Annotated in this window: 12 protein-coding genes and 2 pseudogenes; 6 read left to right on the forward strand and 8 right to left on the reverse strand. The window is 66.5% G+C overall.

Features of this window, described 5'->3' with window-relative positions:
• Nucleotides 1-26 precede the first annotated feature (26 nt).
• Both AB7F11_RS10130 and AB7F11_RS10135 read right to left on the reverse strand, forming a co-directional pair.
• Entirely contained in the window at nucleotides 27-1,022 is a 996-nt protein-coding gene (locus tag AB7F11_RS10130) for a tripartite tricarboxylate transporter substrate binding protein (protein WP_428291093.1), read from the reverse strand.
• A gap of 88 nt (nucleotides 1,023-1,110) precedes the next feature.
• Complete coding sequence (locus AB7F11_RS10135) at nucleotides 1,111-2,043, reverse strand: LysR substrate-binding domain-containing protein (protein ID WP_428291094.1); 933 nt, start codon at nucleotides 2,041-2,043, stop codon at nucleotides 1,111-1,113.
• A gap of 102 nt (nucleotides 2,044-2,145) precedes the next feature.
• Here AB7F11_RS10135 and AB7F11_RS10140 point away from each other — a divergent pair.
• Nucleotides 2,146-2,790: pseudogene (locus AB7F11_RS10140) on the forward strand (NAD(P)-dependent oxidoreductase).
• Here AB7F11_RS10140 and AB7F11_RS10145 read toward each other — a convergent pair.
• On the reverse strand, nucleotides 2,774-5,029 hold the full coding sequence (locus tag AB7F11_RS10145; protein WP_428299974.1) for an acetoacetate--CoA ligase: 2,256 nt from the start codon (nucleotides 5,027-5,029) through the stop codon (nucleotides 2,774-2,776). The pseudogene AB7F11_RS10140 and the gene AB7F11_RS10145 sit on opposite strands and share 17 nt — an antisense overlap.
• 136 nt (nucleotides 5,030-5,165) lie before the next feature.
• On the opposite strand from AB7F11_RS10145, the gene AB7F11_RS10150 reads away from it, so the two are divergent.
• Nucleotides 5,166-6,542, forward strand: coding sequence for a solute carrier family 23 protein (locus AB7F11_RS10150; protein ID WP_428291096.1), 1,377 nt, complete (start codon nucleotides 5,166-5,168; stop codon nucleotides 6,540-6,542).
• A gap of 54 nt (nucleotides 6,543-6,596) precedes the next feature.
• Here AB7F11_RS10150 and AB7F11_RS10155 read toward each other — a convergent pair whose 3' ends face one another.
• Nucleotides 6,597-7,880, reverse strand: coding sequence for a hypothetical protein (locus AB7F11_RS10155; RefSeq protein WP_428291097.1), 1,284 nt, complete (start codon nucleotides 7,878-7,880; stop codon nucleotides 6,597-6,599).
• A gap of 139 nt (nucleotides 7,881-8,019) precedes the next feature.
• Here AB7F11_RS10155 and AB7F11_RS10160 point away from each other — a divergent pair, with 139 nt between their 5' ends.
• Nucleotides 8,020-8,442 (forward strand): hotdog fold thioesterase, encoded by a 423-nt coding sequence (locus tag AB7F11_RS10160; RefSeq protein WP_428291098.1) that lies wholly within the window; start codon nucleotides 8,020-8,022, stop codon nucleotides 8,440-8,442.
• Nucleotides 8,443-8,470: 28 nt separating this feature from the next.
• On the opposite strand, the pseudogene AB7F11_RS10165 reads toward AB7F11_RS10160, so the two are convergent.
• Nucleotides 8,471-8,641: pseudogene (locus tag AB7F11_RS10165) on the reverse strand (IS1380-like element ISCARN34 family transposase); the annotation flags it as partial.
• Nucleotides 8,642-10,345: 1,704 nt separating this feature from the next.
• On the opposite strand from AB7F11_RS10165, the gene AB7F11_RS10170 reads away from it, so the two are divergent.
• Nucleotides 10,346-10,936 (forward strand): hypothetical protein, encoded by a 591-nt coding sequence (locus AB7F11_RS10170; RefSeq protein WP_428291099.1) that lies wholly within the window; start codon nucleotides 10,346-10,348, stop codon nucleotides 10,934-10,936.
• 222 nt (nucleotides 10,937-11,158) lie between these two features.
• Here AB7F11_RS10170 and AB7F11_RS10175 read toward each other — a convergent pair whose 3' ends face one another.
• Together AB7F11_RS10175 and AB7F11_RS10180 are read right to left on the reverse strand one after the other, a co-directional pair.
• Nucleotides 11,159-11,512 carry a hypothetical protein gene (locus tag AB7F11_RS10175; RefSeq protein WP_428291100.1) on the reverse strand — a complete coding sequence of 118 codons (354 nt, stop codon included), beginning with the start codon at nucleotides 11,510-11,512 and terminating at the stop codon, nucleotides 11,159-11,161.
• The gene (locus AB7F11_RS10180) at nucleotides 11,509-12,075 is read right to left on the reverse strand and encodes a cob(I)yrinic acid a,c-diamide adenosyltransferase (RefSeq protein WP_428291101.1); all 567 of its coding nucleotides are present in this window, start codon (nucleotides 12,073-12,075) and stop codon (nucleotides 11,509-11,511) included. The genes AB7F11_RS10175 and AB7F11_RS10180 overlap by 4 nt, the downstream gene beginning before the upstream one ends.
• A 192-nt stretch (nucleotides 12,076-12,267) precedes the next feature.
• On the opposite strand from AB7F11_RS10180, the gene AB7F11_RS10185 reads away from it, so the two are divergent.
• Both AB7F11_RS10185 and AB7F11_RS10190 read left to right on the forward strand, forming a co-directional pair.
• Nucleotides 12,268-12,477 carry a hypothetical protein gene (locus AB7F11_RS10185; RefSeq protein WP_428291102.1) on the forward strand — a complete coding sequence of 70 codons (210 nt, stop codon included), beginning with the start codon at nucleotides 12,268-12,270 and terminating at the stop codon, nucleotides 12,475-12,477.
• A gap of 95 nt (nucleotides 12,478-12,572) precedes the next feature.
• The gene (locus tag AB7F11_RS10190) at nucleotides 12,573-13,997 is read left to right on the forward strand and encodes an FAD-binding oxidoreductase (protein ID WP_428291103.1); all 1,425 of its coding nucleotides are present in this window, start codon (nucleotides 12,573-12,575) and stop codon (nucleotides 13,995-13,997) included.
• On the opposite strand, the gene AB7F11_RS10195 is transcribed toward AB7F11_RS10190, so the two are convergent.
• On the reverse strand, nucleotides 13,989-14,912 hold the full coding sequence (locus tag AB7F11_RS10195) for a ParB/RepB/Spo0J family partition protein (RefSeq protein WP_428291104.1): 924 nt from the start codon (nucleotides 14,910-14,912) through the stop codon (nucleotides 13,989-13,991). The genes AB7F11_RS10190 and AB7F11_RS10195 overlap by 9 nt on opposite strands.
• Between the last annotated feature and the right edge of the window lie 11 nt (nucleotides 14,913-14,923).

Here is a 14,923-nt window from a genome sequence, read left to right on the forward strand (position 1 = left end):
TCGGGGCCGACGGGGCGTCTGGGCGCTCAGCTTTTCTTGGCGAGCCCCAGGCGCTCGATGGTCGCCTTCTCCGCCGCGAACGTGCGCGCCGCGTAGGCCGTGTAGTCGGCGGTGTTCATGTACACCGTGGGCTGGTAGAACTTGTCGAAGGTGGCCTTCACCTCCGGGTCATCGAGTGTGGCCTTGAAGGCGTCGTGCAATACCTTCACCACGGCCGGGTCCATGCCTTTGGGCCCGCCAATGCCAAAGGGCGACTCGGTGATGGTGTCCCAGCCGCTCTCCTTGACGGTGGGCACGTCGGGGAAGGCCTTGTTGCGCTGACTCCCCAGCGTGGCCAGCAGGCGCAGCTTGCCGCTGACGACGTGTGGCGCAAATTCGGTGGTGCCGCTCATCATGCGGATGTGCCCACCCAGAATGGCCTGCATGATTTCGGCCGAACCCTTGTAGGGAATCGGGTTGAGCTGGATGCCGGCCTTCTCGCTGAACTCCTCGATCGCCAGGTGCGGCGTGGTGCCGGTACCGGTGTGGCCGTATTCGAGCTTGCCCGGGTTCGCCTTGGCGTAGGCCACCATGTCCTTGAGGGTCTTGAACGGTGCATCGGCGGTGCAGGCGATGCCGAAGGTGTAGCCGGTGAGGCAGACGATGTGGGTGATGTCCTTCACGGGATCGAAAGGCATGGTCTGCATGTGCGGCAGGCGGTAGATGCCCAGCGGCAACTGCGTCACTGTGTAGCCGTCGGGCCGGACCTGCAGCATCGCGCTGGCACCCAGCGTGCCGCCCACGCCGGGCTTGTTCTCCACCACCGCCGGCACGCCCAGCGTCTTGCTGGCGCTCTGCGCGAGTGCGCGAAGCACACCGTCGCTGCTGCCGCCGGCGGGCCAGGGCGCAATCAGCGTGATCGGGCGAGAAGGGTACTTGTCCTGCGCCAGCGCACCCGCAGGCAGCAACGCGGGCATGGCGACAGCGGCAGCTGCCGCGCCGAGCACCTGGCGGCGATTCAGGGAAAGATCGGTCTTGCGCATGGCAGGTCTCCAGTTCGGTGGGGAAACCGGAAACGTAAACAAAGCGCGCGCCGCTGAACAGCGGGCCGCCCCTTGGTTCGGGCGCCAATCAGTCGCGGGCGCGACTGCCACCCGGGTGCGCTTGAAAATGCGCCTGCAGCGCCGCCAGCGCATGGCGCACCTTGGCCGGCAGTTCGTCGCGCGTGGGTGTGACGGCGTACACCGGCACCGGCGAGAGCCGCCAGCCCGGCAGCACCGGCACGAGCCGTCCTTGTTCGATGGACTGGCGGGTGTCCTTGGCCACCGCAACATGGATGCCCCATCCCGCTTCGGCCATGGCCTGCAGCGCCACCACCTGGCTGGCCAGCACGCGGGCCTGCAGGCGCACCGTCTCGCTTTCGCCCTCGGGGCCGGTCATCTCCAGCACCTCGGCGCTGCCCTGGCGCGGCGGCAAACCCAGCCAGTCGTGCTGTGCCAGGTCGCGCGGGTGCTGCGGCCAGCCGCGCTCGGCCAGGTAGCGCGGGGCGGCACACAGTTGCCGTGGCAGTCCGCCGAGCGAACGAGCCACCAGGGTGGAGTCGGGCATCTGGCCCGCCCTCAGCGCCAGGTCCACGCGCGACTGCAGCAGGTCGATGGGCGTGTCGTCGAGCAGCAGGTGCAGCCGCAGGCGGGGATGTTGGCGCAGGGGTTCAAGGGCCACCGCCAGCAACTCACCAAAGCCGATGGGGGCGGCCAGCCGCAACTCGCCTTCGGGCTCGTCGCGCAGGCGCTCCAGGGCCATGCCGGCGCTGCGGGCCTGGGCCACCATGGCTGCACAGGCCGGGTAATACCGTTCGCCCGCCTCGGTGAGCGAGAGGCGGCGTGTGGAACGGTGCAGCAACACCAGCCCCAGCGCCTGTTCAAGCAGGCGCAGCTGCTGGCTCAGCGCCGAAGGCGTGCTGCCCAGGCGGCGAGCGGCGGCGCTGATGGAGCCGCTGTCCACGATCTCGGCGAACACGGCCATGCGCTTGAGCTGGTCTGTCCAGATCATTGCCTCGCTCATTTATTAGATTTTCTAAATAAAGATGGGCGATCTTGCCATCTACCGCCGATTTCGTGAAGTCATGACACTAGGTCTCATCGTCAATCTCGAAAGGACCTCACCATGAACATCGCCCTGATCGGTGGCACCGGCTTTGTCGGCAGCGCCGTGCTGACCGAACTGCTCTCCCGTGGCCATGCCGTCACCGCACTGGCCCGCCACCCGGAAAAACTGGCCGCCCAGGCCAGCCTGCGCGTGGTGAAGGCCGACGCGCAGAATGCCGCCGAAGTGGCTGCGGCGGTCGCCGGGCACGATGCGGTGGTCAGCGCCTACAACCCGGGCTGGGGCGAGGCGGACATCTATCGCCTGTTCGGTCAGGGCTACGACGGCATCCTGGCTGGCCTGAAGTAGTCCGGCTTGAAGCGCCTGCTGGCCGTGGGCGGCGCGGGCAGCCTGGAGGTGGCGCCGGGCCTGCAACTGGTGGACACGCCCGAATTCCCGGCGGAGTGGAAGCAGGGTGCGCTGGCCGCGCGCGATCTGCTCACGCGCCTGCGCGCCGAAACCGCGCTGGACTGGACCTTTCTCTCGCCGCCAATTGCGCTCGCACCGGGTGAGCGCACTGGCCGCTACCGCGTGGGTGGCGACCAGCTGCTCCCCGGCCAGGGCGCGCAACCGGCTGGTATTTCGGTGCAGGACCTGGCGATGGCCATCGTGGACGAGATCGAAAATCCCCGGCACCTCCGGGCCCGCTTCACGGTGGCGAACTGAGGCCCTCGCGCTGTGCCGCAAAGGCCACATACCAATCCAGGCAACCGGGGTTGGCCATGGCTTCGCGGTTGATCACCTTCTCCAGTGGCTGGCCGAGCAGCAGTTTCTTGATCGGCAGTTCCTGCTTCTTGCCCGAGAGCGTGCGCGGGATCTCGGCGACCTGGAACACGTCGCTGGGAACGAAGCGCGGCGAGAGTGCCGTGCGGATGCTGTCGGTGATGCGTCGCCGCGTGGCCTCGTCCAGCGCGTGGCCCTCGCGCAGCACCACGAAGAGCGGCATGTAGCTCTCGCGGCCCAGGTATTCGAGGTCCACCACCATGGAATCCATCACCTCGGGCAGCGATTCCACCGCGCTGTAGAGCTCGCTCGTGCCCATGCGCAGGCCATGGCGGTTGATGGTGGCGTCGGAGCGGCCATAGATGACGCAGGAGCCATCCGGGTGGATGCGCAGCCAGTCGCCGTGCCGCCAGACCGCGCCGGCACTTGCATCGAGATCACCGCCGCCGGGCCGGCGGCCCTGACCCGGCGGGTAGGTGTCGAAGTAGCTGCCGATCAGCCGGCGGTTGTCCACATCGCCCACGAAGTACAGCGGCATCGACGGGATGGGCTGCGCGCAAACCAGTTCACCCACTTCGTCGATGACCGGCTGGCCTTTCTCATTCCAGGCTTCGACCGCGCAGCCGAGCAGGCGGCACTGCATGCGACCGGGGGTCTGTGGGAGCTCGCGGTTGCCGCCGATGAAGGCGCCGGCGAAGTCGGTGCCGCCACTGATGTTGCACCACCAGATGTCTTCATCCCGTTGGTTTGGAATTCCAGCAGGTTGAGTCTGAGTCCCACTCCGTTCGGGCTCAGCCTGTCGAAGCGGCGCCCGGGTGAGCCCTTCGACAGGCTCAGGGCGAACGGATACAGGCTCAGGGCGAACGGGCGCGGGCTCAGGGTGAACGGGTGCGTCATCACGCAATTTCCGAAACTGCTCCGTGCCCCAGCGCTGCGAATCCTCCGACAGCGGTGAACCCGTGGTGCCGAGCGCGCGCACGGCCGAGAGGTCGCCGCAGGTGGACAGGTCCACGCCGGCCTTGAGGCAATTGGCGAAAAACGCCGCGCCCGCGCCGAAGAAGGTCACGCCTGTCTCGGCGGCAAAGCGCCAGAGCGTGGTCCAGTCCGGGCGGTCCTTGCTGCCGCCGGGGTTGCCATCGAAGATCACGCAGGTGGTGCCGTTGAGCAGGCCGCTGGTCTGCGCGTTCCACATCACCCAACCAGTAGAGCTGTACCAGTGGTAACGCTCGCCCCAGCTGTTGGGCGCGTAGCTGCAGCCGATGTCGTTGTGCAGGATCTTCAGCGCCAGCCCCACGATGAGGGTGCCGCCGTGGCCGTGCACGATCGGTTTGGGCAGGCCGGTGGTGCCGCTGGAGTAGACGATCCACAGCGGGTGGTCGAACGGCAGCCAAAGCGGCTCGAAGGCCCGCACCGTGGCGTCGTCGCGCGCGGTCGCCTGCTCAAAACTCGCGCAGGGAGCAACCCGTTGCAGTGCGTCGGCGCGGTCGGCATCGCCCTCGGCCAGGTTGGTTTGCAGCAGCACGTGGCGCACCGTGGGCAGCGCCGCACGCAGCTCGGCCACCACGCCGAGGCGGTCGAAATCCCGCCCGCCATAGGTGACACCGTCGCAGGCGATGAGCACCACCGGTTCGATCTGGCGGAAGCGGTCGAGCACGGCGTTCGTGCCCATGTCGGGTGCGCAGATGCTCCACACGCCACCGATGCTCACGGTGGCGAGGAAGGCCACCATCGCTTCTGGAATGTTGGGCAGGTACGCCGCGACACGATCACCCGGCTTGACGCCCTGGGCCTGCAGGTGCAGCGCCAGCGAGGCCACCTGGCGACGCAGCTCGGGCCAGCTGAGCTCGCCATGGCGACCCTTCTCGTTGCGGCTGACCACGGCCGCGAACCCGGCCGCGTGCGCGGGTTGCACATGGCGCATCACCTGCTGCGCATAGTTCACCTGCGCACCCGGGAACCAATCGGCACCCGGCATCACGTTCCTGGCCAGCACCGCCGTGTGCGGCGTGGGCGACTGCAGTTCGAAGTAGTCCCAGATGCTTTGCCAGAAGGCGTCGAGCTCGGTGGTGGACCACCGCCACAGCGCGTCGTAGCTGTCAAAACGCAGGCCTCGGTGTTCAGCGAGCCACTGTTGGTAGAGGCGAATTTGCGGCAGGTGCGGGGGGCGCGTTGTCTCGCTCATGGGTTGGCTCCTCTTGTTCGGTGTGTAGCCTAGCAGCGGGCCACCAGGAGCGGGTGGCCGGGGGCGACAAGCGGGCTTTGCGGGCAGAATGTGGCCAGCCGGCAAACGGCATCCATCCACAACGAGGAGGCACGACATGGGCATGTTCCACTGGGCGGAGAAACCGTCGAGCACGCTGGACCAGGGGGGCGTGATCGCGCCCGACGAGCGACTGCCCTGGCCACAGACCGCCGTGATGGGCGTGCAACACGTCATTGCCATGTTCGGTGCCACCGTGCTGGCGCCGCTGCTGATGGGGTTCGACCCCAACGTCGCCATCCTCATGAGCGGCATCGGCACGCTGATCTTCTTCGTCATCACCGGCGGCAAGGTGCCGAGCTACCTGGGTTCGAGCTTCGCCTTCATCGGCGTGGTGATCGCCGCCAGCGGCTACGCCGGGCCCGGGCTCAACGCCAACCTGGGCGTGGCGCTGGGCGGCATCATCGCCTGCGGTGCCATCTACGCGCTGATCGGCTTCATCGTGCACCTGACCAACGTGCGCCACACGCGCTCCACGCCCATCAAGGGCATGGAGGTCGAGGAGGTGGAGAACGACGTGGCCGTGCACTGGATCGAGCGGCTGATGCCGCCGGTGGTGACCGGCGCGGTGGTGGCCGTGATCGGCCTGAACCTGGCGGCCATCCCGATCAAGAACATGGCGCCCACCGGCTTCGATGCCTGGATGCAGGCCGTGACCTTCGTCAGCGTGGGCCTGGTGGCCGTGTACACGCGCGGCATGACGCAGCGCCTGCTGATTCTGGTGGGCCTGATCGTGGCCAGCCTGGTCTACGCCGTGCTCACCAACGGCATGGGCCTGGGCAAGCCGATCGACCTCTCGGCGCTGGCGGCCGCGCCGCTGTTTGGCATGCCGAAGTTTGCCGCGCCGGTGTTCGAGGCGCAGGCCATGCTGCTGATTGCTCCGGTGGCGCTGATCCTGGTGGCGGAAAACCTGGGTCACATCAAGGCCGTGAGTGCCATGACCGGGCGCGACCTGAACCCCTACCTGGGCAAGGCGTTCATCGGCGACGGCGTGGCCACCATGGTCAGCGGCGCCTCGGGCGGCACGGGCGTGACCACCTACGCGGAAAACATCGGCGTGATGGCCGCCACCAAGATTTATTCCACCGCCATGTTCGTGGTGGCCGCGTGCATCGCCGTGCTGCTGGGTTTCAGCCCCAAGTTCGGCGCGTTGATCCAGGCGATTCCGCTGGCGGTGATGGGTGGTGTGTCCATCGTCGTCTTCGGCCTGATCGCCATTGCGGGCGCGCGCATCTGGGTGGAGAACCGGGTGGACTTCTCCGACAACAAGAACCTGCTGGTGGCAGCCATCACGCTGATCCTGGGCACCGGCGACTACACGCTGAAGTTCGGCGGCTTCGCGCTCGGCGGCATCGGCACCGCGACCTTCGGCGCGATCATTCTTTACGGGTTGCTGAACCGCGGACAGGCCGCGCAGACCAGCACCATCCACTGAGTTTGAGTGCGCGAGGCCGCGTGGCAAGACGCGGCTTCCGCCCCATCACCCTCATCACCGGCGTGGCCGCTGAGGCGGTGCCTCGCCCTTGTCGGGCCTGGGCGGCTCGCTCACCGCACCGCCGATCTTGGCGCCGATGACGGTGCCGATGCCGGGCAACACCGCCGTGCCCACCGCGGCGCCGGCCACGGCGCCCCAGGCCAGGTTGAACGTCGGCTGGCCGGTGGGTCCATGCGCCGAGAAGGGCACATCGACGATGCCGCCGCCGATTTCGAGCTCGCCCTGTGCGTCGATCTGCCCGCGGTACAGCGTGGCCTGTCCGGTGGCGGCGTAATGGCCCGCCACCGCCTTCACGTCGGTGAACACGGTCTTCAGGCCGTGCTCGGTGTTCTGCGTGTCCATCACGCCGGAGAGGCTGTCCAGCGGCGTCTCGCCGGCGCGGTCCTCACCGAGCGATTTGATGGCCTGGTCGAGGTTGAAGCGCAGGATGCTGGCGCGTTCCACCGTGAGCACGCTGCGCGAGTGCAGCGAGCGGAACAGCTCGGTCGCTGTGTTGCCCTCAGCCTGCAGCTGGGTCTCGCCCGACGCAAGGCCGCCGATGGGCGAGCGGCGGTGAAAGGTGTCGAGCAGCGCCTGCAGGTCCACACCGCGCGGCGCCAGTTCACCGACAAGCGCCATGCGACCTTTGGCCGACTGGGTCAGCCGCGCCTGGCCCTGCGCGGAGCCACCGGCCGCCTGCAGGCGCAGCCGGTAGAGGTGCGCGCCGGTGTCGGTGGTGCCGTCGCGCGTGGCCTCCAGCGAGGCGGGCGGTCTCGCGTCGGGCCGCCGCAACGCCAGGCGCTGCGGCAGGCGGTCGTTGTCGAAACGGATCTCGCCTTCGTACACCACGGGGATGCCGTTGTAGGCGATGTAGGTCGAGTCGGTGAATTCCACGGCGCGCACCAGCACCGCGCCCTCCCCGCCTTGCGCCTTGCCGCGGTAAGCGGCCAGTGCATTGCGCGGCACCAACGCACCCTCCACCAGCAGGCGGCTGATGACGAGCCGCTTCTGCAGCAAGGGCATGAGCTCCGGGTAGATGGCGACGCGCCGGACACGGATCGCCTCGGGTTGCTGCAAGGTGCTTGCGTCAAGCAGCTCGATCATTGGCAGGCCCATCACGCGCCAGCGCACGCTGCCCACCACAAGCTTCTGGCCCATGCGCTCCTCGAACTCTGCCTCCAGACGACGCGCAAGCTGCTCGTCCGATGGCACGATCGCCACCAGCGCCAGCCACGCGGCAGCCAGCAGCGCCACGAGGGCGGCTGCGGCAATGGCCCAGCGGCGTGCTGCATGTGTCATGAATGGGGACTGCTCCGCACGCATGGTGCGCCCGCGGTGCGCTGCCGTCTGTAGGCGTTTGCCGCATCTGCGCCCCCACACCGGGCGCGTGTAGATCGGATATTTCCTATAGTCGAACCCTCATCACAGGAGCCTGACCTTGTCCATCTGGAAAAAACCCATCTCCATCGCAGAGCTCACCGCCATCCACAAGGACACCGCGGTGCAGCAACTTGGCATTGAATTCCTGGAGGTCGGCGATGACTTCATCCGGGCCCGCGTGCCGGTGGACACGCGCACCAAACAGCCCTACGGCCTGCTGCACGGCGGCGTGAGCGTGGTGCTGGCCGAAACCCTGGGCTCGTGCGGCGCGGCCTACAGCTGCCCCGAAGGCCACCGCGCGGTGGGGCTGGACATCAACGCCAACCATTTGAAAGGCGCCACCAGCGGCTGGGTGACCGGTGTCACGCGGCCGGTGCACATCGGGCGCACCACCCAGGTCTGGCAGATCGACCTGACCAACGACGCGGGCGAGCTGACCTGCGTTTCACGCATCACGATGGCGGTGCTGGCGCCCCGCTGATCAGCACATCCTTCGTCGACCTAGCGCGGAGCTGCCCCACGATGCGCAGCAGATTCATGGCCACCGCCGCCAGTGCACACACCAGGTGGTTGGTGGCGAACTTGCCCGAGGGCAGGCGGTTCAAGTCCATGTCGGTCTTGAATTCCGCATGGGACTGCTCATGGGTGGCATGGTCGCGGTACAGCGAGATGACCTCTTCATTGCCCGTCAGCAGGGCCAGGTAGCGCTTGCGGACTCAGTGAGCAGGACTGGGCGGTCCCGCAGACGGGGACCGCGCCCCTCCCGGCGCTTGATCACTCGCAGCGGCGGCGAGTATGGCACTGTAGTGAGGTGCCGAACCCGAAGGCGGTCGCAGGCCAGAAAGAAGGGGATGGAGACGACGCAAGAATTCCGGAACGCCCCCGGCATTCTCGGGCCTGTGAATCCGATCGGCCGCAACGCCGAGTTGCTCCTGGGCCCTAACCACCGCCCGCGTGACGTCTTCATGCGAGGGTGTATGGCGCAAATCAAGACCCCGCCCAACAATGCTCTCTGTCAATTGAGCCACCACACGGGCATTTATTTGATCGCTGGCTGCCCTAACCGCGTGACTTAACCGAAGAAAATCCCCCTCGTTCACTCCTGGACGTACGCCATCCATGTCTGGAGTCAGCCTATCGAGTGGATCCCCCAATCCCCTGGCGGCACGGGCAAGCGCCTGGCTGGGCACAAATGGCGGCTGTTCTAGTTGCAAGGCGCGGTTTACGTCTGCCCCGACAGGCAAAAACAATGCGTCGGCTTGGCGCATGACTGCTCGAGTCCAAATATCTCGCACTCCGGGAGCCCCAGTGAGGGTTTCAGCAACAAGTTGCGGCTCGTCGCCATTGAGAATTCGACCCGTTTTAGCTGCAAGGCCATGAACAAAAGCTGGATGGTCCGGCAATCTGCAAGCACCGACAACCATCGCACCGAACGGCACAGATGCTTCCCTCGGAAGTGCCCCCCACAAGCGCCCACCACCCGCTGCAGCTGCAACTCTGTTGAAATATTCGGTTTGGACGCCAGCCCCGACCATGGGCGGGTCGCCTTCTGGTACCGCACGATTCACGGTTGCAATCCGCTCAGCGACGCTGCTGGCAATGTACTGTGCGGCGGTTGCCTGGCGTGCCGCTGCTGCTGCAGCAGGTAAATCGCCGTGGGCCAATTGCACAGCCATAGGAACATTATTGAGTGCGAGAAAAGCGTGGTAAGCCGGGTTGTTTCCACACGCTAGCGCCTGTGATGGATCAACAGTGTCAAGTATCTTTCTCAACGCAGCTGGATTCCTTTGCAACTCCAGCACTGCGGCGGCGCCACCCCCTGCGCGGCTCCACTCGCTCATGGCACTTCTGGACGGCGCCGGGTCGTCGCCTTGGCGAATAGCAGAATAAGAATTCAATGCCCGGGCGAGGTTTTGGGCGCCTGAATGAGTTTCCAGTTCGGTCCAGACCTGAGGCTGGTGTTGATCGACTTGTCCTGCAAATGCCAACACTCTTGCGCTGGCCGAAGCCAGGCCAACGGTCTCGCCTTCAGCTGGAGGGCGGCTGTCAAACGCACCACGGTCCCAACCTGCATCCCACCGAATCGGGTGCCCTGCATCAGCTGCCAAGCGTCGAACGGCTCCAATGCTCGAAGCTGCTTGCAAAGTGGGTTGTTGCACATATTCCGATGCCACGGCTGCGCACGCTTGAGGGGTGAGCAAGTCCCTGGCAGCGGCCGCGCACTCCCCTGGGTCTGTGATCAACGTCGCAGCATTTGCAGCGTTGCCAATGGCCCAAGCACCCCCAGAACCAGCCACGGCTGCGCACGCTCGATGGGTGAGCAAGTCCCTGGCAGCGGCGTTGCGCACCCCTGGGTCTGTGATCCACGGCACAGCACCTGCAGCATGGCCAATCGCCGTGACATCCCCAGAACCAGCCACGACTTCGCACGCTCGGTGGGTGAGCAAGCCCCTGGCTGCGGCAGCGCGCACCCCTGGGTCTGTGATCCGCGGCACAGCACCTGCAGCCTGGCCAATGGCCAGGGCATGGCCAGTACCAGCCACAACTTCGCACGCTTGAGGGGTGAGCAAGCCCCTGGCTGCGGCGGCGCGCACCCCTGGGTCTGTGATCCACGGCACAGCATTTGCAGCCCGGCCGATGGCCGTGGCATCCCCAGAACCAGCCACGGTTGCGCACGCGTCATCGGTGAGCACGCCCGCAAGAGCAGCGTCGCGCACCCCTGGGTCTGTGATCCACGTCGCAGCATTTGCAGCCCGGCCAATGGCCGTGGCATTGCCAGAACCAGCCACGGCTGCGCACGCTCGTGGGGTGAGCACGTCCGCAAGAGCAGCCTCGCGCACCCCTGGGTCTGTGATCCACGTCGCAGCATTTGCAGCCCGGCCAATGGCCGTGGCATTGCCAGAACCAGCCACGGCTGCGCACGCTGGATCGGTGAGCAAGCCCGTAACAGCGGCAGCGCACGCATCTGGGTCTGAGATCCACGTCGCAGCATTCACTGCCTGGCCAATGGCCGTGACATCGCCAGAATCAGCCACGGCTGCGCAGGCTCGAAGGGTGAGCACGCCCGCAAGAGCAGCGGCGCGCGCCGCTGGGTCTGTGATCGACCACGCCGCCCTTAGAGCGGTGTCGAATGCCGAGACTTCCGTGCTACTTGGCATGATTCAAGACTCACTTTGGCGGTGCTCGCTCCGCGCTGATCAACGCCGCTCGCAACGCCCCTGCGACGTGGCGGCGCCACGAAAGTCGCTGGTCCAGACCTGCGTGGCGGTGTCGATCTGGATGCGCTCGTTGTCGGTGGAGGTGAGGATCACCGTGTCGCGCACGTTGAAGGTGTAGACCGGCACGCCGTCGATCTGCACCGAGCGCACACGCTGCTGGTCGTAGTCAATGGTGACGAGGCGTGTCCAGGTGGTGCGAGCAGGCAGGTAGACCGCTTCGCAGCTCAGGGCCACGGTCTTCTGCTGCTGGCTCTTGGGCGGCTTGCCGCCTTGCGCGCAAGCCAGGCCCGTGGCCAAGAGCAAGAGGCCACCCACCCATGCAGGCCGCCTCATGGCGCCTCGGCCCTGGCCATGCGCTCGCTCTTCCAGTAGACGTCGTCACCGCCGTTCATGCGGTTCAGCACCCGCGCCAGCACGAACATCAGGTCGGACAGGCGATTGAGGTACTGGCGCGGCGTCTCCTTGAGCGCCTCTTCGCTGCCCAGGGCCACCACCGCGCGCTCGGCGCGGCGCGCCACCGTGCGGCACACGTGAGCCAGGCTGGCCGCGCGAGTGCCGGCGGGCAGGATGAATTCCTGCAGACGGGGCAACTGCCCGTTGTAGGTTTCCAGCGCCTCGTCGAGCGCGATCACGGCCTGCGGCTTGAGCAATTCGAAGCCGGGGATGGACAGCTCGCCGCCAAGGTTGAAGAGCTGGTGCTGGATCTCCACCAGCAGGGCGCGCACGTCGTCGCCCATGTCTTCGCAGAGCAGCACGCCGATGTGGGAGTTGAGTTCGTCCACGTCGCCCATGGCATGCACGCGCAGGCTGTTCTTGGAAACGCGGGTGTTGTCGCCGAGGCCGGTGGTGCCGGCGTCGCCGGTGCGGGTGGCGATCTGGGTGAGTCGGTTGCCCATGGAAGTCCTGGTGAAGGGGAATGCAGACGCCGATTGTGCGACAAGGGCCATGTCCTCTCGCCGAGTAACAACACGCAGGGAAATGTGAATGTCGCTGATGGGATGTCACCCAGGCAACGGCGGGCAAAAGCGCTGGCCTGCGCAGGCGATTCCGGCGCTAATGGGCGCCTGTTCACTTCAAGGAGATCACCGATGTCCCGATCCCGCCAGCGAATTGCCGACTTCGAGGCCCGCAGCGTGCAGCTGATCGCCGCCTGCACATTGGGGCTGGCCGGAGTGGCCAGCCTGCCCAACGCCACGCTCTCTCGCATCACGGGACAGGCTTCCACGCACACCACGGCGCCCTCCAAAACCAGCTTCAACGAGGCGCCGCGCCTGCTGCCGCGCAGACCGCGTACCTGAGTCCCATTGGGCACAGGGGCTGGCCGCACAAGCGCGGCAGCAAGGCTTAAACTGGCCGGCCGACCTCACCAGCGACCGACCGGAGACCTGCCGCCATGAACGCCCCCACCGCCCACGCCCACCTGGTGCCCGATGTCCACCAGCGTGCCATTCCCGCCGGGTTCATCGAGGCCTTGCAGACCCGATTTGGCGCGCAGTGCTCCACCGCCCTGGTGGTGCGCGAACAGCATGGCCGGGACGAGTCGGTCTACCAGGTGCCACCACCGGCGGCCGTGGTGTTCGCACAGAGCACGAAGGACGTGGCCGATGCGGTGAAGATCGCCGCGCAGCACCGCATGCCAGTCATCCCGTTTGGCGTGGGCTCTTCGCTCGAAGGCCACCTGCTCGCGGTGGAAGGTGGCATCAGCATCGACGTGAGCCGCATGAACGGCGTGCTCGCGATCAACGCCGAGGACCTCACCGTGACGGTGCAACCCGGCGTGACGCGCAAAGCGGTAAACGAAGCCGTGAAGAGTGAAGGCCTGTTCTTTCCGATCGACCCCGGGGCCGACGCGTCCATTGGCGGCATGTCGGCCACGCGCGCCTCGGGCACGAACGCGGTGCGCTACGGCACCATGCGAGAGAACGTGTTGGCGCTGGAAGTGGTCACAGCCACCGGCGAGGTGATCCGCACCGGCACACGCGCGAAAAAGAGCAGTGCCGGCTACGACCTCACGCGCCTCCTGGTGGGCAGCGAAGGAACGCTGGGCGTGATCACCGAGATCACGCTCAAGCTCTACCCGCTGCCCGAAGCCATCTCTGCCGCCACCTGTTCATTCCCCAGCATCGAGGCCGCCGTGCGCACCGTGATCCAGGTGATCCAGCTGGGTGTGCCGATTGCGCGCTGCGAGCTCATCGACCACAACACCGTGCGCATGGTCAACACGCACAGCAAGCTCGGCCTGCGCGAAGAGAACATGCTGCTCATGGAATTCCACGGCTCGCCCGCGAGCGTGAAGGAACAGGCCGAGACGGTTCAGGAGATCGCCGCGGAGTTCGGCGGCAACGCCTTCGAATGGGCCACCACGCCCGAAGAGCGCACGCGCCTGTGGACCGCTCGGCACAACGCCTACTTCGCCGCCATCCAGAGCAAGCCCGGCTGCCGCGCCATCTCCACCGACACCTGCGTACCCATCAGCCGCCTGGCCGATTGCCTGCTCGATTCCGTGAGCGAAGCCGACGCCGCCGGCCTGCCCTATTTTCTCGTCGGCCACGTGGGCGACGGCAACTTCCACTTCGGCTACCTGATCGACCCCGACAAGCCCGAAGAACACACGCTGGCCGAAGAGCTCAACCACAAGCTGGTGGCGCGCGCGCTCAGCCTGGAGGGCACCTGCACCGGCGAGCACGGCGTGGGCCTGCACAAGCGGGATTTCCTGCTCACCGAAGCCGGCAGCGGTGCGGTGGACATGATGCGCACCATCAAACGCGCGCTCGACCCGCAGAACATCATGAACCCCGGGAAGATCTTTTCAATGTGAGCCTCTGAGGCGGTCGATCAGGCCATTGAGTTCGTCGAGCGAGCCGAACTGGATGGCGATTTCGCCCATTTCCTCGAAGCGCCCATGGCGCTTCACGCGCTTCTTCACCCGCACCTCGACCTCGGCGGTCAGCAGGTCGGCCAGTTCTTCTTCCACCCGGCGGATGTCACGCGACTTCTCCTTCTTGAGCTTCTGAGGCGCCAACGCGAATTCGGCGCCGAGCTTTTTCACCAGGCTTTCGGCCTCGCGCACCGACATTTTTTTCGCCGCGATCTGGTTGCCAGCCGTGATCTGGCTGGCCTTGTCCAGCGCCAGGAGCGCACGCGCGTGGCCCATGTCGAGGTCGCCCGCCATCAGCATGGTCTGCACCGGTTCGGCCAGCTGCAACAGGCGCAGCAGGTTGCTCGCGGCGCTGCGCGAGCGACCCACGGCCTGCGCCGCCTGTTCGTGAGTGAGCCCAAACTCTTTCACCAACCGTTGTAGGCCGTGGGCTTCTTCCAAAGGGTTTAGGTTCTCGCGCTGGATATTCTCGATCAGCGACATGGCCGCAGCGGCTTCGTTGGGCACGTCGCGGACCAGCACCGGCACACTGTCCAGGCCCGCCAGCTTCGATGCGCGAAAGCGGCGCTCGCCAGCGATGATCTCGTACTTGCCGGCGCTGGGGCCATCGGCCAGCTGGCGAACCAGGATGGGCTGCATCACGCCCTGGGCCTTGATGCTTTCGGCCAGTTCGTAGAGCGCGCCTTCGTCCATGCGGGTGCGCGGCTGGTACATGCCGGGCACGAGCTGATCCAGCCTGAGACTCGATGGCAGGCCCTCACCCGCGCCAGAGGCGGAGGCTGCACCTTCCACCACTTTGGGGCCCAGCAGGGCTTCGAGTCCGCGGCCGAGGCCCTTGGGTTTTTTGGTGACCATGGGTCGTCCTG

Origin of the sequence: Hydrogenophaga sp., from assembly GCF_050250835.1 — a bacterium.
Classification (GTDB): domain Bacteria; phylum Pseudomonadota; class Gammaproteobacteria; order Burkholderiales; family Burkholderiaceae_C; genus Hydrogenophaga.

Bases quoted from the DNA above. Each gene is read 5' to 3' on its own strand.
- AB7F11_RS10155 (WP_428291097.1), bottom strand. From the start codon at position 7,880: ATGACACATGCAGCACGCCGCTGGGCCATTGCCGCAGCCGCCCTCGTG.
- AB7F11_RS10195 (WP_428291104.1), bottom strand. From the start codon at position 14,912: ATGGTCACCAAAAAACCCAAGGGCCTCGGCCGCGGACTCGAAGCCCTG.
- AB7F11_RS10135 (WP_428291094.1), bottom strand. From the start codon at position 2,043: ATGAGCGAGGCAATGATCTGGACAGACCAGCTCAAGCGCATGGCCGTG.
- AB7F11_RS10180 (WP_428291101.1), bottom strand. From the start codon at position 12,075: ATGGGCAACCGACTCACCCAGATCGCCACCCGCACCGGCGACGCCGGC.
- AB7F11_RS10170 (WP_428291099.1), top strand. From the start codon at position 10,346: ATGGCCAATCGCCGTGACATCCCCAGAACCAGCCACGACTTCGCACGC.
- AB7F11_RS10145 (WP_428299974.1), bottom strand. From the start codon at position 5,029: ATGAGCGAGACAACGCGCCCCCCGCACCTGCCGCAAATTCGCCTCTAC.
- AB7F11_RS10190 (WP_428291103.1), top strand. From the start codon at position 12,573: ATGAACGCCCCCACCGCCCACGCCCACCTGGTGCCCGATGTCCACCAG.
- AB7F11_RS10130 (WP_428291093.1), bottom strand. From the start codon at position 1,022: ATGCGCAAGACCGATCTTTCCCTGAATCGCCGCCAGGTGCTCGGCGCG.
- AB7F11_RS10175 (WP_428291100.1), bottom strand. From the start codon at position 11,512: ATGAGGCGGCCTGCATGGGTGGGTGGCCTCTTGCTCTTGGCCACGGGC.
- AB7F11_RS10185 (WP_428291102.1), top strand. From the start codon at position 12,268: ATGTCCCGATCCCGCCAGCGAATTGCCGACTTCGAGGCCCGCAGCGTG.
- AB7F11_RS10150 (WP_428291096.1), top strand. From the start codon at position 5,166: ATGGGCATGTTCCACTGGGCGGAGAAACCGTCGAGCACGCTGGACCAG.